This window comes from Clostridium bornimense (assembly GCF_018917145.1).
Taxonomy (GTDB): domain Bacteria; phylum Bacillota; class Clostridia; order Clostridiales; family Clostridiaceae; genus Clostridium_AN; species Clostridium_AN bornimense_A.
The window spans coordinates 68,431-94,314 of the sequence record NZ_JAHLOD010000005.1; the positions used below are offsets into that span (position 1 = coordinate 68,431).

Genomic DNA, 25,884 nt, shown 5'->3' on the forward strand with positions numbered 1-25,884 from the left:
AAGGAGGAGAATATATGATAAAGAGATTATCGAGTTATATAGGGGAGTTCAAAAAGGCAACTATTTTAACACCAATTTTTATGATTTTAGAAGTTGTTATGGAAATGATAATTCCACTTCTAATGGCAAAAATCATTGATAATGGTGTAGGGAATGGGGATATGAAATATGTAGCTATTATAGGTTCAATGATGATAGTTATAGCATTTTGTTCTCTTACTTTTGGAGTTCTTGGAGGAAAATATGGAGCAAATGCTTCTACAGGTTTCGCAAGAAATTTAAGAAGAGAAATGTATTATAACATACAAAATTTTTCTTTTTCCAATATTGATAGATATTCCACTGCGGGATTAGTAACACGTCTTACAACAGATGTTACAAATGTTCAAAATGCATTTCAAATGATAATAAGAATGTTTGTTAGAGCACCATTTACACTTATTTCTGCAATGGTTATGTCATTTTATATTAATGCAAAGCTTTCACTAATATTTGTTGGAGCAATAATAGTTTTAGGGGTATCATTATACTTTATAATGACAAATGCTCATCCACTTTTTAAGAGGGTTTTTAGAAAGTATGATGATTTAAATGCAAGTGTTCAAGAAAACTTATCAGCAATTAGAGTTGTAAAAGCTTATGTAAGAGAAGAGCATGAAATTAAAAAATTCCATAAGGAATCAAGTGTACTTCGTGACTTCTTTATAAGTGCAGAAAAATTAATAGTTTTAAATGCGCCAATTATGCAATTTACAATGTATACTTGTATTTTGCTTATGTCTTGGATTGGTGCAAAAATGATAGTATCAAGCACTATGACTACTGGAGAACTTATGAGTTTATTTACTTATGCAGTAAATATTTTAATGAGTTTAATGATGATTTCCATGGTTTTTGTTATGGTTACAATGGCTAAATCTTCAGCGGAAAGAATTATAGAAGTTATAGATGAAAAAAGTAACTTAACTAATCCAGAAAATCCAATTTATGAAATAAGAGATGGATCAATTGAATTTTCTAATGTTGGTTTCAGCTATGGAAATGATAAAGATAGTGAAGCGTTAGAAAATATTAATATAACAATAAACTCAGGAGAGACAATTGGTATTATTGGGGGAACTGGTAGTTCAAAATCTACATTAGTTCAACTTATACCAAGACTTTATGATGTTACAGAAGGTTCTGTTAAAGTTGGTGGCGTTGATGTTAGAGAGTATGATATAGAAACTCTTAGAGAAGCGGTTTCTATGGTGCTTCAAAAGAATGTCTTATTCTCTGGAACAATAAAGGAGAATTTGAAATGGGGAAATAAGGATGCTACAGATGAAGAAATTGTGAAAGCATGTAGGCAAGCTTCTGCTGAAGAATTTATAGAAAAATTTCCAGACAAGTATGATACTTTTATTGAGCAAGGTGGAAGTAATGTATCTGGAGGACAAAAACAAAGACTTTGTATTGCAAGAGCATTACTAAAAAAACCTAAGATATTAATTTTAGATGACTCAACAAGTGCTGTTGATACTAAAACAGATGCACTTATTAGACAGGCTTTTAAAGAAACTATACCTGATACAACAAAAATAATTATTGCTCAACGTATATCATCAGTACAAGATTCAGACAAGATAATTGTTCTAGACGATGGTAAAATAAATGGATTTGGTACTCATGAAGAATTACTAGAAAATAATGAAATTTACAAAGAAGTATATAAATCACAAGTAAAGGGGGATGATAACAATGAAAAATAATCAAGTAAATCATCCTGGAAAAGGATCTACAAATCCAATGAAAACTATAAAAAGATTGCTTGGATATTTATTTAAAGGATATAAAGTTCAATCAATAATAGTTTTGTTATCAATATTCTTAAGTTCTATCGTTAATGTAATTGGTACATTATTCTTAAAAAGATTAATTGATGATTATATAACACCATTCTTAAAAGAAACTACGACTGTTAACTTTGCACCACTTTTAAAAGCGTTAGCAGTTATGGCAGTAATATATTACACTGGTGTTTTAGCAACTTATTTATATAACAGACTTATGGTAAATATCTCTCAAGGTACATTAAAAGCTATTAGAGATGATTTATTTGAGCATATGGAGAAGTTATCAATAGGATTCTTTGATACTCATGCTCATGGAGATATCATGAGCTTATATACTAATGATACAGATACTTTAAGACAAATGATAAGTCAAGGGTTACCACAATTACTATCATCTATAATTACAATAGTTAGTGTATTTGTATCTATGCTTGTTATCAGTATTCCACTTACAGGAATTGTTGTTATTATGGTCGTTATTATGATGTATATCACAAAAACTCTTGGTGGAAAAAGTGGTAGATATTTTATTAAGCAACAACAAGATCTTGGTGTTTTAAATGGATATATTGAAGAACTTATGGAAGGTCAAAAAGTAGTTAAGGTCTTTTGTCATGAAGAAGAGTCAAAGAAAGATTTTGACGTTTTAAATGATAAGCTTTTTGAAAGTTCTAATAATGCAAATACATTAGCAAATATTTTAATGCCAATCATGGGTAATTTAGGTCACTTAAATTATGTAGCGACATCAATTGTCGGTGGTTTACTTGCAATAGGCGGTGTTGGAGGACTTACGCTAGGGGGTCTAGCATCATTCTTACAACTTACTAGAAGTTTTAATATGCCTATAACACAAGTAGCGCAACAGTTTAATGCAATTATTATGGCATTAGCTGGTGCTGAACGTATATTTAAAGTTCTTGACGAAAAACCGGAAGATGATGATGGATATGTTAGACTTGTAAATGCTAAAATAAATGATAATGGTGATATAGAAGAAATTGAAAAGCGTACTGGAAATTGGGCTTGGAAACATCCACATAGCGATGGTACTGTTACTTACTCAAGAATGCTTGGAGATGTAGTTTTTGAAAATGTAGATTTTGGATACAAAGAAGATAAGATTGTATTACATGATATTAGTTTATTTGCAAAACCAGGGGAAAAGATAGCATTTGTCGGTGCAACTGGTGCCGGTAAAACAACTATAACTAATCTTATAAATCGTTTCTATGATATACAAGATGGTAAAATAAGATATGATGGTATTAATATAGGTAAGATTAAGAAAGATGATCTAAGAAGATCACTAGGAATAGTGCTTCAAGATACTCACTTATTTACAGGTACTATAGCAGATAATATTAGGTATGGTAAATTAGATGCTACTGATGAAGAGGTAATTGCAGCAGCAAAACTTGCAAATGCAGATCAGTTTATTCATCATTTACCAAAAGGTTATGACACAGTAATTACTGGTGATGGTGCTAGTTTATCTCAAGGTCAAAGACAGTTATTAGCCATTGCAAGAGCAGCTATAGCAGATCCACCAGTGTTAATACTTGATGAAGCAACATCAAGTATAGATACAAGAACAGAAAGAATTGTTCAAGAAGGTATGGATAAACTTATGGAAGGAAGAACTGTTTTTGTTATTGCTCATAGATTATCTACTGTTAAGAACTCTGATGTTATAATGGTTCTAGAGCAAGGTAGAATAATTGAGAGAGGAAGTCATGATGATTTAATAGAACAAAAAGGTAAGTATTATCAATTATATACAGGAGCTTTTGAGCTTTCATAAAAAAGGGCTAAAAGCCCTTTTTTTTATTTTAAAATTAATATATAATAATTTAGTTTACATAATCATAATTATGTTATTGTAAACTGAGAAGATACGTAGATCATCACAAAGAATAATTTCAAATTTAGAAGTAAAAATGTAAGATTATAAAATAATTTCATCAAAAATATAATAAATATTTTATATTGAGAGGTGTAAGTTATGAAAAAAGTTATATGCATTTTAATAATTCTAGTAGTAATATTTAATGGATGTTTTCAAAATAAAGCAGAAATGAAACAGAGTAATAATATTATTGAAACTAATATTAATTTTTATAAAGCTCATGTAAATCACATAAATTTTGATATGAATTATATAGAGGTACAAACCTGGGATTTTAATATAATAGTTATCAACTTTCTAAATAATTCTTTGTCTAATAGTAATGAAAAAATAAATTTTAACGAGGGAGATTCTGTTGTAATAATTAATGCAAAGGAAGATAAATATGAAAATGGAAATATATTTTATTTTGCAGATAAAGATACAATTATTTCACGTTGTTCTGTAACAATAGACGACGAGAAGAAAGAAAATAAAGATATTGATAAAAAAGAAAAGCCAATAATAAATGAAGTTCTAGAAGAGAAAAATGATAACTATAATTATAATAATGGATAATTTATTTTAAATAAACACAAAGTAATTCTAAATATCTGTAATCATTTTCAATTTGTTTAAATAGATATTAATAAAGGAATTAAAAAAGGGTTGAAGTATATGAATGAAAGTAGTAGAGAAAAATTGGAAGAACTAAAGTTAATTGGTAAGAGTTTTACTAAAAGAGAAGATGAATTTTGTAACGAAGAATATAGAGAATGGCTTTATCAATGCGAACGATATATATATATAAATTATGAATTTGAGGATTCAATGGAAATAAAAAGAGTAGGTTTTATGTTTAATAGTTTAGAAGGGAAAGGACTTCATAGATATATACTGTCTGTATTAGAAGACATTAATATCATTAGAGCATAAGGTAAAAGAATGGCTTTTTAAATAAGAAGTCATTCTTTTATATTTTTATAATAGTAAATGTGTATACATAGATTAACGTAAATGTTACTATTTAAGTATCTATATTATGTAAAATATAAAAATTGGAGAGGTAATTATGAAAAGAAAATATATAGTATTATTTATATCAATAATAACTTTATTATTGGCTATAACTTATTTTTATGATAGTAGTAAAGTGGGTAAAATTATAGATCAGTACAAAGGAGTTAATGTTCATTATAATGGTATGATATATACTAAATCCTATGGGGAGCATTATAGTGATAATGGATACTATTATGGATATAAGTGGCAATGTGTAGAGTATGTTAAACGTTTTTATTATGATGCTAAAAATCATAGCATGCCAGATGGGTATGGTAATGCGAAAGATTTTTTTGATGAAGACGTTAATCAAGGAGAGTTAAATAAACGAAGAGATTTGATTCAATATAGAAATGGCGACAATGTAAAGCCCAAGGAAGATGATCTTATTGTTTTTAATACTACAAAATATGGACATGTTGCTATTATAACAAAGGTAACGGATCAGTACATAGAAGTTATTCAGCAAAACATCTGGGGAAAGTCAAGAGAAAAATATAAGCTAGTGGAAAAGGATCATAAGTATTTTGTTGGTGAGAAAAATAAGCCGGTGGGGTGGCTTAGAAAAGATGGAGAATAAGGGAAAAGAGATATTTAGTTTTGAGTTAAAAAATTCAGCATTAGTTTTACATAAATAACTAAATACTTATTTTAGGATTATTATTCGTAATATTGTTATATGATGTATAGAAGGGTGCAAGATAAAATACTGCATCCTTTTTTATATTTGCATTAAAGTTTCGATTTTTATATAAACCTGAATTTTTGAATTAATATTTTAGCAATAAGTATCTAGTAGATAATTAGAACTTTTTTCTGAATCTTTTTTTGTATTTTCAGTATTGTTTGATTCTGAAGTTTTTTCTGATGCAGATTGTTTTTGAGCTAATTGACTTTGTAATTGTTGCAATTGTGATTGTAATTCTTGGATTTTTTCATCATCAGATAAACTTTCATCGCTAGATAAAGACATAATTTCTTGTTGAATAGTTGATATTTTAGTTTCTAATGATTTTATTGTTGATTCGGAATTTGTAGATGAAACGCTATAGTTAGAATTACTATTAATACTTCCTATTTGCATTATAATGCCTCCTTAAAAATATAATAATTGTATATTTGATATATCGTTTTTTAATTTTTCGGTTTTATGATGTTATTGTGTTATTGATATGAAGTTTATGTGAAGTAAATATAAATGAAATAGTTGTTTTTAATCGTAAAAAGAAATCATTAAAATAGAAATAATAAAATTTGAAAACACTTATAAATATTACAGGAAATAGAACAAATATTAAGAAAAGTTTAACTAAATATTAATTAACTTGTAAATATAAAGTAAATATTGTATAATTCCCCATGTAAGGTAATAAATATCATATAAGGGGGTATTAAAAATTTATGAGATTATATGAAAGGATGCTAGACAAAGAAGAAGAATTAGCAGTAGTTGGATTAGGGTATGTTGGCTTACCTCTTGCTGTAGAGTTTTCAAATCACTTTAAAGTTATTGGGTTTGATACAAATAGTGAGAAAATAAACTTATACAAAAGAGGTTATGATCCAACAAAAGATGTTGGAGATGATAAGCTGAAAAATGCTTCTGTAAATTTCACTTTTGATGAAGAGGAGTTAAAACGTGCAAAGTTTTATGTTGTAGCAGTACCAACACCTATTAATGAGGATAATACGCCTAATTTAACGCCAGTAGAGGAAGCTACAAGAACCGTTGCTAGAAATTTGACAAAAGGCGATATAGTTGTTTATGAATCTACAGTTTATCCTGGAACAACAGAAGAGGTTTGTGTTCCTATTTTAGAAAAGATATCAGGATTAAAATATGGTTCTGATTTTAAAGTAGGATATTCACCAGAGAGAGTAAGTCCTGGGGATAATACTAAAAAGGTTACAGATATAGTGAAGATTGTATCTGGATGTGATGAGGAAACTTTAGATGAAGTTTCAAAAGTTTATAGGTCAATAATAAAAGCAGGAATTTACGAAGCTGAAAGTATTAAGGTGGCAGAGGCTGCAAAAGTTATTGAAAATTCTCAAAGAGATATAAATATTGCTTTTATGAATGAATTATCAATCATATTTAATGATATGAATATTGATACTAATGCTGTATTAAATGCAGCAAAAACAAAATGGAATTTTGTTGATTTTAAGCCAGGATTGGTTGGAGGACATTGTATAGGAGTAGATCCTTATTATTTAATATATAAAGCACAAGAAGTTGGGTATGACTCACAGATAATTGCTTCAGGAAGAAAAGTAAACGAAGAAATGTCAAAGTATGTAGCATTAGAAGTAGTTAAACAATTAATCAGTTTAGGGAAAGTAGTTAAGGGAGCAAGAGTTGCTTTATTAGGTATAACATTTAAGGAGGATTGCCCCGATGTTAGAAATACGAAAATTGTAGACATAATTAATTATTTAAAAGGATATGGAATCAATGTATTCGTGTATGACCCAGTAGCTGATAGAAATGAAACTTATAAGAGCTATAATATTGAGTTAGTGGATTATGATGAAATAAATAATGTTGATGCAATAGTTGTAGCAGTAGCACATGATGAATTCAAAAACATATCATTAGATGAATTAGAGAAAAAATATGTTGATGATAGAAAGACTTTAGTAGATTTAAAAGGTATCTATAATAAAAAGGACGTAGAAGATAGAGGAATAACATATTGGAGATTATAAAGTATTTGTATACCAAAGGGAGATGGGGTGAAGAAAATACTTACTAAGAAGAAAAACGAAGAAGAAATTTATTTAAAGCCTAAGGAGGGCGGTATAGTTTTAAATCATATTCTGGATAATGAAGAAAATGTTAAAAAGTTAAAATGTAACATTAATAAGTGGGAAGACAGTAGCGATATGTATATTTGTCATGATCCTATAAGTGTAAAAATTAAAACTAGAGAAAAGGAAATAATTAGAGGAGAAATTTTAGAAATATCTTACAAGAGAGTTGTTATAAAACTAAAAAAAGATGACATTGCCCAAATAAAGAGAAAAGATTCTTTATTGTTAAAATTTAATTTAAGTGAAGGAAATATGCCAGAAGGATTTGAAGGAAGGGTCAAGATTAGAGCAATTGCAATGATTAATGATGAAAATAGCAGTAAAGAATATAGGTATGTAGAATTTCTATTTGAGAATACATTGAAATCATATTTTTCTAAAAGAAAATGGCCAATTAATTTGGTGATTTCCAGTATTTTCACAATATTAATAATCGCTAATATTGTATTTATGAGATTTGAGAGCATTAAATTCTTTTCTTATCAGCCAGTTTTATATGGATATAGTCTGATAACTGCACTATATTTAGTTACTAGATATATTTTTGGAGGTGCGTACAAGCCTGTAACGGCTGAATTTGATTTTACACCAGAGGTTTCAATTATAATTCCTTGTTTTAATGAGGAAAGATGGATACACAAAACTATAACTAGTTGTGTAGATCAAGATTATCCGATGGACAAGTTAGAAGTTATTATAGTTGATGATTGCTCAAATGATAATTCCGTCGAAAGAATTAAAGAAACTATTGAAGAATTGAAAAATAAATATCCTCAATATAATATTGCAAAAAGAGTAAGACTTTTACCTTTGAAACAAAATGGTGGAAAGCGTATAGCTTTAGTAAAAGGTGTAGAGGTAGCTTCTCATAATTATGTAACTTTTGTAGACTCTGATAGCTTTTTAAAACCTGATGCTATTAAAAATATTGTAAAACCATTTGTAGATCCAAAGGTCGGCGGTGTAACAGGAAGAACAGATGTTGAAAATACATGGACAAATTATATTACTAAAATGCAAGCTGTAAGATATTACATTTCTTTTCGTATAATAAAAGCTGCTGAATCAATTTTTGATGCAGTAACATGTTTATCAGGACCACTTTCTTGTTATAGGAAGGAGTTAGTTGAAAAGTATAAAGAGGATTGGCTCAATCAAAAGTTTTTTGGACAACCAGCTACTTTTGGTGATGATAGAAGTATGACAAATTTTATATTAAAGGAGCACAGAACAGTATATCAAGATAATGCAATATGTACGACAATAGTTCCGTCTAAATTTAAGGTTTTTCTAAAACAACAAATGAGATGGAAAAGATCATGGCTTAGAGAATCCTTGCGAGCAGGTAGTTTTATGTGGAAAAAGGAACCTTTTCAAGCAATATCCTTTTATGCAGGATTTTTAGTGCCTATTTTAGCTCCAATAATATTCTTATATAATTTTATTTATATACCAATATATTATCAAATAACTCCTTTAGTGTTTTTACTAGGAATAGTATTAATGAGCTTTTTAATGAGCTTTGTGTATTTATGGTTCAGAAAAAGTTCCGTCTGGCTTTATGGAATTTGGTTTTGTATCTTTTATGAACTTATTTTGATATGGCAAATGCCTATAGCGTGTGTGACTTTTTGGAAGTCTACTTGGGGAACTAGAGATACTAAGGAAGATTTAGAAGCTAAAGCGAAGAAGGAAAAGAGAAAGAGTAAGAAAACTAAGGTATCAGCAAGTATCAATGAATAATAGTTAGTGAGGAGTTAATTGTGAAAAAAGATAATTTAACTATAAATCAGTATGTTAAGGGGAAAGAAAAAAGAAAAGTTTTTAGAACAATATTAGAATCGTTAATATGCGTTTTTGTAGTAGTATGTGCATTTTCACAAGTTTTATTTAATGAAAAATATAAAAAACCTAATAAAAAGTTGTGGAATCAAGAAGATGGCTTTGTTATGATTTCTTATTCATCATTAGGCGATGGGAAAAAGAATATATCAGAAGAAAAGCTTAGGGATCAATTGGGTGCTCTTTATAAAGATGGTTATGTGACTATAGGTATTGATGATGTGATAAATTACTATGAACATGATGGAAAATTACCAGATAAAGCGCTATTTTTAGTATTCGAAGATGGTACAAAAGTTTCTACAAAAATGACAAAAAAGGTATTGCAAAAATATAATTATAAGGCAATAACGATGAATTATGCTGGATATTTATCAAGTAGAAATAGAAGTTATTTAACCACATCAGATTTGAAGAAACTGAAGAATGATGATTACTTTGATATTGGTACTAGTGGATATAGATTTCAATATATAAATGTACAAGGAAAGGATACTGATTCTAATAGTGTTGATACTAAAAAATCCACATATAATCATTATTTAATGGATTATTTAAGAGATGGTGATAATGTCCCTATTGAGACAGAAGACGAAATGAGAAAGAGAATAAATTGGGACTATGATGAAATGAATAAAATATACAATAAAGTTTTAAATGGTATGCCTAAATGTTATATGATAATGCCTTCAGATAAACTGTTCTACAAAGTTACAGATTCTGTGGAAAGGGTAAACGAAGAAAATATAGAAAAGTATTTTGATATTGTTATTAATAGAACAGGGGATTGTTATAATACTAAAAATCAATCTAAGTATGATTTAACAAGAATAAGAGTTGAAAAAGGGTGGTCAGGAGATCAGCTACTAAAAAAAATTAATGAATCAATAGATAGCAATAAGGAGTAATATGAAAAGATTTATCGGACTTGTTTTATGTATAGCATTATTTATTACTATAATAGGCTGTAATCTTAATAAAAGTAACGGAAAAGTAACCTTCCATGGCTGGATTGTTGATTGGGATTTTCAAGGGGGAATTGAGGAAGCAAGAAATTCTTCACATCATTTGGATAATCTTTCGTATTTTGGAGTGTACTTTAATAAAGATGGTTTACTATATAAGAATGAAAGTTTTTCAAGCAATATAGATACTTTGGCGAAGGAATATGACAAATTATATATTACAGTAGTGAATGATGTTATTAACGAAGATAACTCTATAGAAAAAGATAGTGATGTAATTCATAGTATTTTAAATAGTAACGATAAAAAAGAAAGGCATATTGCAGAACTATTGAATCTTGCAGATGACAAAATCATTGAAGGAATTGAGTTGGACTATGAAAAAATCCAAGATAGTGATTGGAAGAAATATATATCTTTTATTGACGAAGTGGGAACTAAATTAGCTAACAAAGGTAAAAAGTTAAGGGTGGTATTACAATCATCAGCTCCAGTTAATAAGTTAAAGTTTCCTACTGAATATGAATATATAGTTATGGTGTACAATCTTTATGGTAATAAAACAAAACCTGGTCCTAAAGCTGACAAAGATTATGTAGAAAGCGTATGCAATAAATTTAAAGGTAAACTTGAGAACTTGCAATTAGCTTTTTCATTAAGTGGTGCAGAATGGCTAGACAATGGAGAATATAAGTCCTTAAGTAGAAATGATATTACCCAAATAAGGAATGGGAATTCTGTAGATATTACTAGGGCTAAAGAAAGTGATGCATTAACTTTTAGCTATAGAGATGAAAAAAATAATTTTTGTGAAGTATGGTATTCAGATGATGAAACTATAAAGTCATGGATGAATATAGCTAAGTCAAAAGGTATATATAAATTTTCTATATGGAGATTAGGAGGAAATATTTAAAAGAGGAGAAAGTATGAAAAATAAAAAACTAGTGTCTATTATAGTTATATCTATGATAGTTACAATGATATTAACATCTTGTTCAAAAGATAAGTATCCTCTTAAGGATGATAAAGTTACAAATGTAAGTAAAAATGTTATTAGTAAAGTTGATAAAAATATAAAAGTTTCTAATTGTGATGAAATATCTTGTGCAATAACTGATAAAAAAGTTATTAGTATAGTTATCCAAGGGATGGGAAATGAAGACTCATTGTCAAAGCTACTAAAAGAGTTAAAGAATAATAACCTAAAAGTTACTTTCTTTGCATCTGGAATTAAAGTTAGTGAAGAAAGTAATCTAGCAAAAGCAATAATAAGCGATGGTCACAAAATTGAAAATAGTACTTTAACAAGTGCTGACTTAACAAAAGAAAGTTATAAAAATAAAGTTAAAGAAATAGAAAGATCAGGAGAAGCAATAGAAAAGGTATTAAAAGAAAAGTGTAAGTATCTTAGAGTTGGAAAAGATAATATAAATAAAAAAGTAAAAGATGTTGCTAAGGATTGCGGATATAAATATATCATTAATCCTACAATAAGATTTACTGATTTATCTAATGAAGATGAACAGTACTTAGGAAAAATGTTTCTTGAAAAAAGAAAGCGTGGTAATTTAGTACTTTTAGACTTAGATTCTAATCCAGATTTATATAAGTACATTAGTTATTTTGCTGAAAAAATAAAAGAAAAATCTTATAAAGCAATTTCTTTAGATGATTTAATTGATTTGTATGAAAAAAGAAAAGTTGAACAATATAAACCTAAAAAGCAAATAGATGTACCTTGTAATCAATACAATATTATTAAAGATTATAAAACAGATGAAAAGAAAATAGCTTTAACTTTTGACGATTGGGCAAGTGATGATACTGTTGATGAGATATTAGATATTCTTGATAGATATAATATAAAATCTACATTTTTTTTAATAGGTGAAGGAGTGGAAGAAAATCCTAGCTTAGCTTATACAATATCTCAGAGAGGTCATGAAATTGCAAATCATACTTATAGTCACAAGGATGTAAATACTATAAGTTCAGAGGAGTTGAAAAAGGAAATTAACAAAGGGTATCAAGTTATAGCTAAAGCTATTAATAAAGAACCTAGTAAGTATTTAAGGACTCCAAGAGGCATAATTGATGAAGAAGTTGGACAAACTATAGCTAGTTGTGGTTATAAGGATATAGTTCTTTATGGTATAGATCCTAAGGATTGGGAGGCTAACGTAAGTAGTGATGAAATTGTAGATTATATGATTAATAACAGCAAAAGTGGTGGAATAACATTACTACATATATTAGACGGGAAACATACAGCTGAGGCGTTACCAAGAGTTATTGAAAACTTACAAAATCAAGGTTATGAAATAGTTACAGTAGGGGAACTATTAAATTAATAAAAAGGGATTATTACAAATTTGTAATAATCCCTTTAATCTTACAGTAATAAAGAAGATATATTATAATAACATAAGATAAATGAGAGGGGTAAAAACATGATAGTAATAGAAACAAAGAATCTAGGAAAAACTTATGGTAAAAAGGACAACTTAGTTAAAGCATTGAGTAATGTTAATATAAAAGTAGAAAAAGGAGAATTTGTTGCAATAATAGGAACTAGTGGATCTGGTAAAAGTACATTACTTCATCAATTAGGGGGCGTAGATAGACCAACAGAGGGTAAAGTTTTAATAGAAAGTGCTGATATTTATAGTTTAAAGGAAAATGAACTTGCTATATTTAGAAGAAGAAAGATAGGATTTGTTTTTCAATCTTTTAATTTAATTCCTGTATTAACAGTGGAAGAAAATATAAAGATGCCAGCGTTATTAGATCACAGAAAAGTTGATGAAGAGTACTATAAGGATTTAATAAGAACATTAGGTCTTGAAAATAGAGAAAATCATTTACCATCACAATTATCTGGAGGGCAACAACAAAGGGTAGCAATTGCTAGGGCATTAATAAATAAGCCGTCTATAGTTTTAGCTGATGAGCCTACAGGAAATCTTGATAGTGAGACTTCAAAAGAAATTATGGAGATGCTTAAGTTTTCTATAAGAAAATATAATCAAACTGCAATAGTAATAACACATGACTTGGGAATAGCTGAAAATGCTGACAGAATCATAAAAATTGCCGATGGAAAAGTAGTAGAATAGGAGGTGGTTTTTATGAAAAACTATAGTGATATATCTTATAGATATATGAAAGAAAATAAAAAGAGAACAACTTTAACGATATTGGGTATTACACTAGCAACTATTTTAATTTTTGCGATTGGTACATTTATATTAAGTTTTAGGGATTCAATGATAGATCGTGAAAGAGAAGCTGCAGATTTTGAATTTATGCTTGATATTTCAGGTAATGAAGCGGAGAAGGTAATAAATAACGTAGAAATAAAAAATAGTGAAGTAGTACAAGATAGTGAAATTCAATATAGTATAGAAAATAGTAAATATAAAATTGTAGTTGGTAATTATGGTGATAAGGGCTATTACGATAAAATTTATGGTGGAAAAATAGTAGAAGGAAGTTTTCCTAAAAGTAATAATGAAATAGTCATTGATTCAATGACAAAGAAAAAGCTTAATGTTAATGTTGGTGATACTCTAAAGGGTAAAAGCGAAGAAGGAGTAGAAAAAGACTTTAAGGTAGTAGGTATTGTTAAATTAGATGGTTTTAGTAGCAATAATGATAATCTACTATATGTTAGTGGATATTTAGATAAGATAAATAAGGAAGATGAATATACTGTATATGTTAATTTAAAAAGTGAAAAAAACAAACAAAAGATAATAAATAAAGTATTAAAGGATGCAAATGTAGAAATAAAAGAAGGAACCAAAAATGATAATAGTCAATTACTATATCTAACAGGTAATGGTGGAAATAGCTATACAAATAGAGGAATTAAGAATATTGCTATATTTGTAATTGCAATAATAATGGTGTGTACTATGACAGTTATATATAATTCATTTAATATGTCTGTAATTGAGAGAATTAGATACTTTGGAATATTAAAAGCTATGGGTGCTACAAATAAGCAAATAAAAAGAATTGTTTATAAAGAAGGAGCAATAATGGGGCTTTGTGCTCTACCAATTGGTGTAATTATAGGATTCTTTTCTTTAAAGTTTGGAATAAAAATATTCCTAGGTGATAACGTTATGTTAACTAAGCTTACAATAAATTTTTATCCTGTAATTATATTAGTTACAGCAATTTTAGTAGCTATTACAATCTTTTTATCATTGCTTGCTCCAGTAAAAAAGGTAAAGAAAATCACTGCAGTGGATGCAATGAAAAATAAGAGTGAAATTAGCATTGGAAAAATTAAAAGAAGAAAAGCCAGAATAATTACTAAGGTTTTTGGTATTGAAGGAAGTATGGCATATAAAAATATAAGAAGAACTCCTATGAGATTTATAGTTACTTTATTAGCTTTAACTATATCAATAGTGATATTTAATGTATTCTATAATTTTATGTATTTTGCAAAACAACTTACTCAGGATCAATTTATGCGGATAGCTTTTGATTCTTCAGTTACAAGATTAGGTAATGATTATTTCACCACTGAGGAAATAAATGAACTAGAAAAAGATATATCTTACTCTTCTATTTATAAAATATTTAACAGAGCGGAAGGAAAGTTAATTCCTATTGATAAGTTTGTAAATAAAGATGAGGAATTAAGTAGTATATATAGTAAATATGGTTTTGGTCATTTATTATTTGATATTAATGCTTGTGAAGGTAGTAAAGAATTGAATTTAGCAAAAGATTATGTTGTAGATGGAGAAATTGATTATAATAAATTAAAAGATAATGGTGTAATTTTAGTTGATGGATATAGTTCTAGAGATAAAAATGGAGATAAGAAAGTTATTCGTAGAACTAACTATAAAGTTGGAGATAAAATTAAGATATATGAACAAGTTGACGTAAATGGTAAAGATGATAATACTATAAAGAATGAAATTGAGAATAATTATGTTGAAGTTACAGTAGTTGCTATATTAAACAAAGATCCATTTATGGGATCTTATGAAGAATCTGGGATAGGGTTGTATTGTCTGAAAGACGTTTATGATAATACTTTTGAAAAAGTTAATTATAATGATATTAGATTTAAGTTTGATAATGAAAAAAATAGAGCTAATGCAATAGAATATTTTGATAAAAATTCAGACAAATTCAATTACAGTGATTTCGGTTCAGAGATAGATGAAATAAATGGTGTATATAACCAAGTTGAGTTTTTCGTATATTGCTTTATTATAATAATAACAATAATATCTGTAGTAAATATTTTTAATACTATTTCGACTAATTTATTATTGAGAAAAAAGGAATTTGCAACATTAAAAGCTATGGGAATGACTGAAAAGCAATTAAAGAAAACAGTGATTTTAGAAGGAACATTATATGGTATAATTTCAGCTATAGTTGGTGGAATATTATCAGTAATTCTTAGTAAGATGATGATTAATTCTGGTAGTGAATTAGGTGATTTTACTTTTAAGTTCCCATATTTAGTTTTTTCACTTTCAATAGTTGTGGCAATATTAGTAACATATTTGTCTACATTAATACCATTGAAAAGGTTAAGTAAATTAACAGTAGTTGAAGGAATAAGCGACGATGAATAATAAGGAAAAGGGCTGCAAAATTTTGCAGCCCTTTAGTATATGCTTTATAATATAAATGAGGTGAATGTATGAAAATTTTGTTAATTGAAGATGATGAAACTTTATCAATGGGAATAGAATATTCATTAAAAAATGAAGGACATGACGTTGCTGTTGCAAATAAATTAAGTTCTGCAAGAAGTATAGAAAGTTCTGAAAGTTTGGATCTTATTTTACTTGATGTAGCATTACCAGATGGTAATGGTTATGAATTTTGCAAAGAAATAAGAGGTAAAAGTGATATACCAATTATATTTTTAACAGCATGTGATGAAGAAGTAAATGTTGTCTTAGGACTGGATCTTGGTGCAGATGATTATTTAACCAAACCTATAAGAGTAAGGGAACTTATAGCTAGAATAAATGCAGTAGTTAGAAGAAAAAGTTTCAATAAGGATATTACTAATAAAATAGTATGTAAAGATTTGGTTGTATTGCCGTTAAAATATGAAGTGTATAAGGGAAAATATAAATTACAATTAACTTCAATAGAATATAAACTTATGTTAATGCTTATAGAAAATAAGGGTAATGTATTAACAAGGAAGCAGCTTTTAGAAAAGCTTTGGGATGTGGAAGGAAACTTTGTTGAAGAAAAGACTTTAAATGTGTATATAAAAAGACTTAGAGAAAAGTTAGGTGAAGATGATACTATAACTTATATAGAAACTGTTCGTGGTATTGGTTATAGATGGATTGGTGATGAAAGTTAATATGAGCATTAAGGCACTGTATAGGAATCCAGAAGTAAGAAGAATAACAAAAAAATATTTTTATTTATTAGTAATATCTATTATAGTTATTGGTGCTAGTGCTATTTTAATAACTAAAGATATTAATAGAAAAATTATTGAGAATAATACAATTATTATTTCAAAGTTTAATAAGGATATAGATGTAGCTGATATTATAAAAGAATTACCTAAAAAACATAATAAAGATGAGTTTAATGAAGCAAAAAAGTTACTTAGAAGTTATGGTTACAGTGAAGAAATGTCCAAAGGTACAAATGAGGTAGGCAATTATTTAGAAAAGAAACTATTTATTATATTTGGGACAGTTTTTATTCTTTTTTTAAGTCTTTTATATTTATTTTACATAAAGGAGCTTAAAAGAATTTATATTAATATGAATGAAATAGTAAATAGAGTTTCAGCTATGTCTTATGGAGAGTATAAAAGTATTGATGGTAATTACGATGAAGGTGATATGGCAATATTAATTTCATCATTAAATTATATGGGTGAGAGAGTAAATAATTCTATAAATTTATTAACAAAGGAAAAGGAAAACCTAAAGGATTATCTTTCTGATATTTCACATCAATTAAAAACGCCACTAGCATCACTAATAATGTTAAATGACTTATTAAAAGAAAATGAAGATATGCCGTATACTGATAGAGTAAATTTTCTAAATAAGTGTGATGAACAACTTAGCAGGATGGAATGGCTTATTATGAATTTACTTAAAGTAGGTAGATTAGAAGCTGGAGCTGTAGTTTTTCATAGAGAATTAGAATCGCTAGAAGATACAATAAAACTTGCAATTTCACCACTTAAAGAAACTATAAAGAATAAAAATCAAGAAATTATAGTTTCCGGAGATGTACAATCAATGGTACTTCATGATAAAGATTGGCTTGCAGAGGCTTTTACTAATATTATTAAAAATGCTGTTGAAAATACAAAAGAAGGTGGAAAAATAGAAATTGAAGTTGAAAATGGCAAATTAATTACTAAAGTTTATATTAGAGACAATGGTAAAGGTATACCTAAGGAAATGCAAAAGAACATTTTTAAAAGGTTTTATAAAGGCGAAGGTAGTAAAGATCCTAAAAGTATTGGTATAGGGTTATCTTTAGCTAAGACTATAATAGAAGGACAAGATGGGGAAATTAAAGTTGAAAGCGAGGAAGGAAAAGGAACCGCTTTTATAATTAGTTTTTTCAGGAAGTAATTTACATGATATAATATACAAAAGGGGGTTAATTATTAATGGAAGAGAAATTTCAACTGATGTATGGAAATACAAATAAAGTATTAAAAATTAATGCAAAAATCGGGGATAAGTACACAGTAGAAGCCGGAGCTATGGTATCTATGAGTGATGTATTTGATATTAAAGCTAAAACAGGAGGGTTAGGTAAAACTTTAGGTAGACTGTTTTCAGGAGAATCAATGTTTATACAACATTTTACCGCGAAGGCAGACGGTGAGTTACTATTAGCTCCTCAATTTCTTGGAGATATTGAAATAATAGAAATGGATGGAAGTAAAACTTATAGATTAGGTAAATCCAGTTTTCTAGCTTCTACATCAGAAATTGAAGTTAGAACTAAATCAGGTGGACTTAATGGAATGTTATCAGGTGAAGGATTAATACAAATGGAGGCTATGGGACAGGGTACACTTTTTATAAGTTCATATGGTGCTATTCATAAGAAAACACTTTATGATGGAGAAACATATATTGTTGATTCAAATCATTTAGTATTATGGGATAGCAACTTAAGATATACTACAGAACTAGCGACAGGTTTCTTTGGATCAATAGCTGGTGGCGAAGGATTGGTATGTAAATTTCAAGGACCTGGAGAGATATGGTTGCAAACAAGAAATCCAGCAAACATTATGCAATCTCAGTCTAAGTAAGGAGTCGTGTAAAATCGTCAAAAATTTAAGGACTTAGATGGTGAAAATATAAAATTGTATATAGAATAGTTTAATTAATGGATAGATGATTTTATCCGAAACCTATGGATAAAATAAAGATTAGTGAAATTATGATGGATGGTCATGAATATGGGGATTGTAGTGTTGATTATGACAATAAATTAGATACACTTAAGAAAAGTTGAATTGTGAAATCATTAAGATTTCTAAGGAGGATAAGAATTTTCATGATGGATATTATTGACTTTTTATTTTCAAGAGAAAATATAAATATATTAATTTCTATTTTAATACTTATAGTATCATTAGCGTTAAGTAAATTTGTAGTAAAATTGGTTCTTAAAATTATCTTAAAATTTCCTAGTAGATCTAGACTTGGAATAAAGGAGAAGGTAGTTTCCGCAATAGAAAAACCATTAATATTTATTGTTTTAGTGTTTGGTGTATTTGTTGCACTATACATATTTCCATTTACCTTTGATTATATAAAACGTAATATTTTTAATAAAGTATATATAAGCATTAATATTTGTATATTTGTGTGGGCAGGTCAGAATCTTTGTGATGTTAATTCCATTATTTTAGAACGTGCAGAAGGAATATTTAACTTTAATCTTGATAAAGGTGCCAGCGTTTTAATTTCAAGATTAATGAAGCTTATTGTGTTGATAATTGGAGCTACTTTAATACTTCAAACATGGAATTACGATATAAGTGTAGTTGTTGCAAGTTTTGGTGTTTTTTCAGCAGTTATAGCTTTAGCTGCAAAAGATTATCTTACTAATGTATTTAGCGGATTGATTATTATAGCGGATAGACCATTTTCTATTGGTGATTATATAGAAACAGACTTTGGTGTTGGAATAGTAGAAGATATATCTTTTAGAACAACAAAAATAAGAAGTTTTGATAAAGCAATAATTACAGTACCAAATTCAAAACTGTCAAGTAATCCAGTCATTAACTATTCAAGACGTGATTCTAGAAGAGCAACATTTACTGTTGGTATATCATATGAAACTGAGATTAGCAAAATTACAATTGTAGTAGATAAAATAAGGGATATGTTATATAAAAGTAAGGAAGTAGACAATGACTCTATAATATGTCATTTTGATAGTTTTGGTGATAGTAGCTTGAATATATTTTTAAATTTTTATATTAATAAAAGTGAATGGGTTGAATATTTAGCAGAAAAAGAAAAGATTAATATAGCAATTATGAAGATATTAGAAAGTGAAGGCGTAGAAATTGCATTTCCAAGTCAAACTATTTATATTTCAGATCCATCAAAAAATACAGAAAAATAGATATGGTATAAAAGGTGAATTTTATAAATTCACCTTTTATACTTTTTCTTGGAAAATCATTTATTCATTTATAAATTCTACCACTAAATACATCGATATGCAAACAGATGTTCCTATTTATTATATTACTAATAAAACTAATTATTAAATATTGCAATGTTTTTGTCTGTAATATTGATACAATATATTCTAAAATATAACTTAACAGAGGAAAGGTGAATTATAATGATAGAAATAAAAGGACAGTATAGTGACGCATTAGTTTTTACAGACACGATAGAAGAAGAAGCGAAAAGTCAAATAAAAACATTATGTGATCAAAGTTTTGTACAAGGAAGTAAAATAAGAATAATGCCAGATACCCATGCTGGTGCTGGATGTGTTATTGGTTTTACTGCAAATTTAGGCGATAAAGTTATTCCGAATATAGTTGGTGTTGATATTGGGTGTGGTATGTTAACTGTTGAATTAGGAAAAGTGGATATTAACTTTAGAAAGTTAGATGAAATAATAAGAAAATATATACCATGTGGAATTGAAGTGCATCAAGGAAAGGTAACAAACTTTCCAAAATTGGCATCTCTTAAATGTATTAGAGAAATTAATAAAACACGCCGTATCGAAAGAGCTATTGGATCTTTAGGTGGAGGAAATCATTTTTTAGAGATAGATAAAAATGATAAAGGAGAGTATTTTTTAGTAATTCATTCTGGAAGTAGAAATCTTGGTAAGCAAGTGGCAGAATATTATCAATCATTAGCTATAGATTTATGCAGTGGCAAGGAGAAATATTTTAAAGACCGTGATGAATTAATATTAAAATATAAGTCAGAAGGGAGAAGAAAGGAGATACAAAGTGCACTAAAAGAGTTACAAAAAGAATATTTAGATTTGATGCCAAAATATCCAAAAGATTTATGTTTTTTAACAGGAAAATATCGTGAAGAGTATCTACATGATATGAAAATTTGTCAAGAATATGCAACACTTAATAGAGAAACAATAGCTAATATTATTTTAGATAGACTTTTTAATATGAAATTAGATGATTTTGAGTTCTTTCATACTGTTCATAACTATATTAATTTTAAAGATAATATTATAAGAAAAGGTAGTATATCTGCCTATGAAAATGAGAAGTTATTAATTCCAATTAATATGCGTGATGGAAGTATACTTTGCAAAGGAAAAGGAAATGAACAGTGGAATTATTCTGCCCCTCATGGAGCTGGAAGGGTTTTTAGTAGAAAGAAGGCTAAAGAAGTATTATCTTTAGAAGAGTTTGAGAGATCCATGGAAGGTATATATACTACATCAATAAATGAATATACTCTGGATGAAGCACCGATGGCTTATAAGTCAATGGATGAGATTTTAAAATATCTTGATGAAACTGTTAAAGACATTGAAATAATAAAACCTGTCTATAATTTTAAGGCAAGCAAATAGTATATTTTTAGGTGAAAAACTTTACGAGAATCCACAATATGGTTAAGGCGTTGTATAATTATGTTAATGTATATATCTAAGTTTCATAGATTGAAAAGAGGAGTACTATATGTTCAGCGATTTTATAAAGCATTATGATAATATAAGAGTTATTCTTAGAAGTATATTTTTGTATGGATGTTTTTCTTTAGATGGACTTGAGGAAAAAACTACATTAAGTTCTAGGAAGATAAGTTATGAACTAAGAAGAATACGTCAATATATAGAAAAGGACTTTATAAAAATAGATAAGGATGGAAGGAATAAACTTTTAAATTTGAGCTACGATCCAATAACTAACAACAAAAATTTTCTAGTAAATACTTATTATAATAAAAGCTTTACAAAAACATCTTTGCTATTATATTTTTATATACTATCAATTATTGATGATAATAAAAAGGCTTTAAATGATATAGAAAATAATCTAAGTTCTCGTTGGAGTATAGATAATATTTCAAGTAAAACTATAGAAAGAAAATTGAGAGAGATGTCAGAAAAACTGGGTATTATAAAGATAGAAAAGGTAGGTAGAACACATTTTTACTCTATTGCAAATGATGTATTAAAATCTCTTTCAGAAGATGAGTTAGAGAGACTATATTATGTTATAAGTTTGTATAAAAACATAAAAATGCCTATTGTAGCTGGTTATTATGTGGAGGAAACTTTAAAGAAATATATAGTTCAGGAAAGAAAACTTGCTATGGATTTTAAAGAAATATTTCAGTATAAAAATCTTCATTGCCATCCAATTATAGAAGAAGAGATATTATGGAATATTATTAAAGCTATCAGTAAAGGCTTTGGAATAAAGTACAAGTCTACAATAAAAAGAAGAAATACTGATAAAGAAGAAATATTATATCCATATAAAATACGATATGATACAAAGCAAGGACGATTATATATAATAGCTTTTAATAACAAAAGTAAATGTATAAATATTAGAATGGATAGAATATCGGATTTAAAGATTGTAAAAGGTGATCAAAAAATAATTAATAAAGATGAATTATATAAAAAAACAATGAATAAAAGTTGGTCTGCCGTTCCTAATAATAGAGATGGATGCTATGAGAAACTACGTTTTGTTGTAAATGTTAAAAGTGAAGAAAAGTATATATTGAATAAAATAAAAAGTGAACTGATAAATTATAAAATGGAAGTTATTGAAGGAAAATACTATTTTAATTTAGAAGTTAATGATTCATGGGAAATGATACCTTGGTTTCGTGAATATTGTGGTTATATCACTATATTAGAACCTAAATGGCTTAAAAAGAAGATTAAATATGATTGGATAGAGGTATTAAAAAATTATGGAGCTATTTGAAGAAAGTAAAAACAGATATTTTTCGTTAATAACTAAAATATTAAATTCATCAGTATCTGGATTAGAAGAAGAGAAAATAATTGAGATTATTAATGATGGAGAATATGATGAAAAAGTCATCGGTAAAAATCAACAATCTTTTCAAGGATTAATGCTGAATCAATATGAAAGTAATGATAATTTTAATCTATTAGAAAAGAAAGAAGATAAGTTTTACTCTGTAGGAGGAAAAGTTCCTATACGATTTACAAGAGTTGAGAAGATATGGATAAATGAAATGTTAAAGGATACGGTGTGTAGAGAATTGTTAGGAGAAGACTTAGCAAGAAAACTAGATAAAGAATTAGATATCGATGAAGAAATTGATATTACCTCTATAATTGAAAAAACTAACATAGAGGATACTTTTAAAAGTAAATATCCTATTGAAAATTTTAATGTTTTATTAAACGCTATAAAAAACAATAAAGAAATAATATATGATAATAAAAGCTGTAAAAATAAGAGAGCTATGCCTCTTAAAATAGAATATGACATAAGAAGTAATGTATTGAGAATAGCCATGTATTACATTGAGGAAGAAAGAGTAGTTATTGTTAATCTTTCATCTATGTCTAATATAAGAATTGCAAATAATAATGAGTGTAAATTAGAAAGAGGAGAAATATATAAGAAATTAAGAAAAGATAAACGTTGTAGGGAGCCTATTATTTTTCAAGTAAAAGATCAACGTCAAGCAATGGAAAGATGTTTTATGACCTTTGCATCCTATGAAAGAACTAGTAAGATATTAAAAGATAATATTTATGAAATCACCTTGTATTATTATACATTTCAGGAAGAAGAAATAATACGCAAGATACTAAGTTTAGGATCATACATTACAGTGTTACAGCCTACTACTATTAAAGAAAAGATTGTAGAAAGAGTAAAAAATGCTATTGAGAGGAATGTGGATTGATGTATTTTGATAATATTGCAAAGGAATGGGATACTCCTAGAAGAATCAAAAGGGCAAAGATAATATCAGAAGAAATGTTATCAAACTTGAATGGACTGGATAGAAAAAATGCAATGGAATTTGGATGTGGTACAGGACTTATTTCATTTAACTTAGTTGATAAAATGGAAAATATAACGCTTATAGATAGCTCAGAAGAAATGATTGATATTGTTAATAAGAAAATTTGTAATTTAGGCTTAAAAAATATTAACTCTAAATGTTGTGATATTAATAATGTATCGATAAAGGAAAAGTATGATATTATTTATAGTTCAATGGCGTTACATCATATAGTTGATGTTAAGAATTTAATTAATAAGTTATATAATCTAATAAATGAAGATGGGGCTTTATGTATTGTAGACCTCAATGAAGAAGATGGACGATTTCATAAAAATGAAAAAGATTTTAATGGTCATAATGGATTTAATCAGAAATGGTTAAGAGATATTATAAAAGAAGTTGGTTTTAAAAGTGTTACATCATATACATTTTATAACGGAATGAAAAATATAGATGATGAAGTTGTGGAATATTCTTTATTTATATTATTAGCAGTAAAGTAGAATTAATAAATATGAATGTTGAAGATTGAGGAATATAGTACATAAAAAAAGGGCATAAGGCAGGTGATATAAAGTTACTGTTGCCGTATGTCCTTTTGTTTTAACATTTGTATATTTATGGGAAATATATAGTTTCAATCAATAATCATTACCTATGATAATTGTAATGTCACTGTCATAGCCGCTTTTAGTGGATATATTTTCAATACCTATTTCATCACATAATGAATCAAAATCAGAGATTGAACTACTACTATCTACAATAATTGAACTAGTTTTTTCTAAAGAAGAACCAGTTTTTGTTATGATATTATCTCGGTTATATCCATAATTATTTGCAAGCTTTTCTTTTAACTTTCCTGCTAAACCATCTTCACCAGCACAATTTATGATTTTTATGGATATATTATCCTTATTTATGTCTACAGTACTTTCACTTTCACCATCATTTAGCAAATCAATAATTTCTTTATTCCCGGTAGAATCATAAATAAAGTAATCAGCTCCATCTACATATTTTGTTGTTCCTTTTAGTGTTTCTGAAGTTAAACTATCGCTACCAGATTTCAGTATAGATAAAGCATATATAAGGATTTTGTTAGCAGGAAGATCAGTTTTTACATATTGACAGCCTTTACTAATAAGTATTGGCGTTTTAATCATTCCTAATGGAGAAGATAGTTCATTGATAAGACAATCAATAAAATACCGTTGATTATCAATACGTCCTAAGTCACTACCATCAGCGCCGCTATCAATACCTGCATCATTTTTTCTCCAACGAACAAATTTTAGTGCATCTTCGCCATTTAAATGATATTTTTTATCCTTATCAAAATCTATAACTAAATTATCTACAGGGTCATGATATTTCATATTATACTTTGGTACTACGTCTACACCACCAATAGCATCAATGATTGATGAGAATCCACTATAATCGATAGATACATAATAATTTATATTATAAATTCCAAAAAAGTTCTTTACTGTATTAATTAAGTTATCACGAGCAGTATTAATATCATAAGCAAGTTGTGAATCATAATGTACTTCTGTTAGTTTTGCAGTTCTTCCTATTACTTGAGGCTCGTAAACATCTTGAGAAATTTTTGTGTCTCTTGGTAAAGAAACTAAAGTGGTATCTTTTGTTTTTGGATCATAATGCATAATCATAATAGTATCAGTTCTACTAGCTGGAGAACCTGGCACATTATCCATTCCATATATAAGTATATTTATTGGATCTTTTAAACTGGCTTTAGCTGTAGCTGTTGATTCATTACCATTATTCAAAGATGATAATTTTACATAAGTCCATACAAAGCCCACTAAGACTAATATTAAAAATAAAAGAAATAATCGTTTAATTACTTTAGTAAATTTTCTCATTTTCTTTCTATTTTTCTTATTCATTAATTCACCACCATTTCTTCAAAC

22 protein-coding genes are annotated in these 25,884 nt (G+C 27.8%); 20 read left to right on the forward strand and 2 right to left on the reverse strand.

What is annotated here, in order from left to right:
* The first annotated feature begins 14 nt into the window (after nt 1-14).
* From KQI30_RS03020 to KQI30_RS03040, 5 genes are all read left to right on the forward strand, one after another.
* Nucleotides 15-1,751, forward strand: coding sequence for an ABC transporter ATP-binding protein (locus KQI30_RS03020; protein ID WP_216461695.1), 1,737 nt, complete (start codon nt 15-17; stop codon nt 1,749-1,751).
* Entirely contained in the window at nt 1,741-3,639 is a 1,899-nt protein-coding gene (locus KQI30_RS03025; protein WP_253287359.1) for an ABC transporter ATP-binding protein, read from the forward strand. The genes KQI30_RS03020 and KQI30_RS03025 overlap by 11 nt, the downstream gene beginning before the upstream one ends.
* A 201-nt stretch (nt 3,640-3,840) precedes the next feature.
* A complete protein-coding gene (locus tag KQI30_RS03030; protein ID WP_216461697.1) occupies nt 3,841-4,302 on the forward strand; it encodes a hypothetical protein in 462 nt (153 codons plus the stop codon).
* 99 nt (nt 4,303-4,401) lie between these two features.
* A complete protein-coding gene (locus KQI30_RS03035) occupies nt 4,402-4,659 on the forward strand; it encodes a hypothetical protein (RefSeq protein ID WP_216461698.1) in 258 nt (85 codons plus the stop codon).
* Between the two features lie 136 nt (nt 4,660-4,795).
* On the forward strand, nt 4,796-5,365 hold the full coding sequence (locus tag KQI30_RS03040) for a CHAP domain-containing protein (protein WP_216461699.1): 570 nt from the start codon (nt 4,796-4,798) through the stop codon (nt 5,363-5,365).
* Nucleotides 5,366-5,563: 198 nt separating this feature from the next.
* Here the strand turns inward: KQI30_RS03040 and KQI30_RS03045 are convergent, their stop codons facing one another.
* Entirely contained in the window at nt 5,564-5,869 is a 306-nt protein-coding gene (locus KQI30_RS03045; protein ID WP_216461700.1) for a FlxA-like family protein, read from the reverse strand.
* Between the two features lie 317 nt (nt 5,870-6,186).
* On the opposite strand from KQI30_RS03045, the gene KQI30_RS03050 reads away from it, so the two are divergent.
* The 15 genes from KQI30_RS03050 (at nt 6,187) to KQI30_RS03120 (ending at nt 24,444) form a co-directional block, all read left to right on the forward strand.
* Complete coding sequence (locus KQI30_RS03050; protein WP_301281797.1) at nt 6,187-7,497, forward strand: nucleotide sugar dehydrogenase; 1,311 nt, start codon at nt 6,187-6,189, stop codon at nt 7,495-7,497.
* Between the two features lie 27 nt (nt 7,498-7,524).
* On the forward strand, nt 7,525-9,345 hold the full coding sequence (locus tag KQI30_RS03055) for a glycosyltransferase family 2 protein (RefSeq protein ID WP_216461701.1): 1,821 nt from the start codon (nt 7,525-7,527) through the stop codon (nt 9,343-9,345).
* A gap of 20 nt (nt 9,346-9,365) precedes the next feature.
* A complete protein-coding gene (locus KQI30_RS03060; protein ID WP_216461702.1) occupies nt 9,366-10,352 on the forward strand; it encodes a polysaccharide deacetylase family protein in 987 nt (328 codons plus the stop codon).
* A 1-nt stretch (nt 10,353) separates the two neighbouring features.
* Nucleotides 10,354-11,325 (forward strand): glycosyl hydrolase family 18 protein, encoded by a 972-nt coding sequence (locus KQI30_RS03065; RefSeq protein WP_216461703.1) that lies wholly within the window; start codon nt 10,354-10,356, stop codon nt 11,323-11,325.
* A gap of 13 nt (nt 11,326-11,338) precedes the next feature.
* The gene (locus KQI30_RS03070) at nt 11,339-12,763 is read left to right on the forward strand and encodes a polysaccharide deacetylase family protein (protein ID WP_216461704.1); all 1,425 of its coding nucleotides are present in this window, start codon (nt 11,339-11,341) and stop codon (nt 12,761-12,763) included.
* Nucleotides 12,764-12,862: 99 nt separating this feature from the next.
* Nucleotides 12,863-13,528 carry an ABC transporter ATP-binding protein gene (locus KQI30_RS03075; protein WP_216461705.1) on the forward strand — a complete coding sequence of 222 codons (666 nt, stop codon included), beginning with the start codon at nt 12,863-12,865 and terminating at the stop codon, nt 13,526-13,528.
* 12 nt (nt 13,529-13,540) lie between these two features.
* A complete protein-coding gene (locus KQI30_RS03080) occupies nt 13,541-16,027 on the forward strand; it encodes an ABC transporter permease (protein ID WP_216461707.1) in 2,487 nt (828 codons plus the stop codon).
* Nucleotides 16,028-16,095: 68 nt separating this feature from the next.
* Entirely contained in the window at nt 16,096-16,779 is a 684-nt protein-coding gene (locus tag KQI30_RS03085) for a response regulator transcription factor (RefSeq protein ID WP_216461709.1), read from the forward strand.
* Nucleotides 16,769-18,025, forward strand: coding sequence for a sensor histidine kinase (locus tag KQI30_RS03090; RefSeq protein WP_216461711.1), 1,257 nt, complete (start codon nt 16,769-16,771; stop codon nt 18,023-18,025). The genes KQI30_RS03085 and KQI30_RS03090 overlap by 11 nt, the downstream gene beginning before the upstream one ends.
* A gap of 38 nt (nt 18,026-18,063) precedes the next feature.
* On the forward strand, nt 18,064-18,720 hold the full coding sequence (locus KQI30_RS03095; protein ID WP_216461712.1) for a TIGR00266 family protein: 657 nt from the start codon (nt 18,064-18,066) through the stop codon (nt 18,718-18,720).
* Nucleotides 18,721-18,968: 248 nt separating this feature from the next.
* The gene (locus tag KQI30_RS03100) at nt 18,969-20,051 is read left to right on the forward strand and encodes a mechanosensitive ion channel family protein (protein ID WP_216461713.1); all 1,083 of its coding nucleotides are present in this window, start codon (nt 18,969-18,971) and stop codon (nt 20,049-20,051) included.
* A 225-nt stretch (nt 20,052-20,276) separates the two neighbouring features.
* Nucleotides 20,277-21,500, forward strand: a complete 1,224-nt coding sequence (locus KQI30_RS03105; protein ID WP_216461714.1) for an RtcB family protein — start codon at nt 20,277-20,279, stop codon at nt 21,498-21,500.
* A gap of 109 nt (nt 21,501-21,609) precedes the next feature.
* Entirely contained in the window at nt 21,610-22,875 is a 1,266-nt protein-coding gene (locus KQI30_RS03110; RefSeq protein WP_216461715.1) for a helix-turn-helix transcriptional regulator, read from the forward strand.
* Entirely contained in the window at nt 22,862-23,836 is a 975-nt protein-coding gene (locus KQI30_RS03115; RefSeq protein WP_216461716.1) for a WYL domain-containing protein, read from the forward strand. Before KQI30_RS03110 ends, KQI30_RS03115 begins: the two co-directional genes overlap by 14 nt.
* Nucleotides 23,836-24,444, forward strand: coding sequence for a class I SAM-dependent DNA methyltransferase (locus KQI30_RS03120; protein ID WP_216461734.1), 609 nt, complete (start codon nt 23,836-23,838; stop codon nt 24,442-24,444). Before KQI30_RS03115 ends, KQI30_RS03120 begins: the two co-directional genes overlap by 1 nt.
* Nucleotides 24,445-24,582: 138 nt before the next feature.
* Here KQI30_RS03120 and KQI30_RS03125 read toward each other — a convergent pair whose 3' ends face one another.
* Nucleotides 24,583-25,860, reverse strand: coding sequence for an LCP family protein (locus KQI30_RS03125; protein ID WP_216461717.1), 1,278 nt, complete (start codon nt 25,858-25,860; stop codon nt 24,583-24,585).
* Nucleotides 25,861-25,884 lie beyond the last annotated feature (24 nt).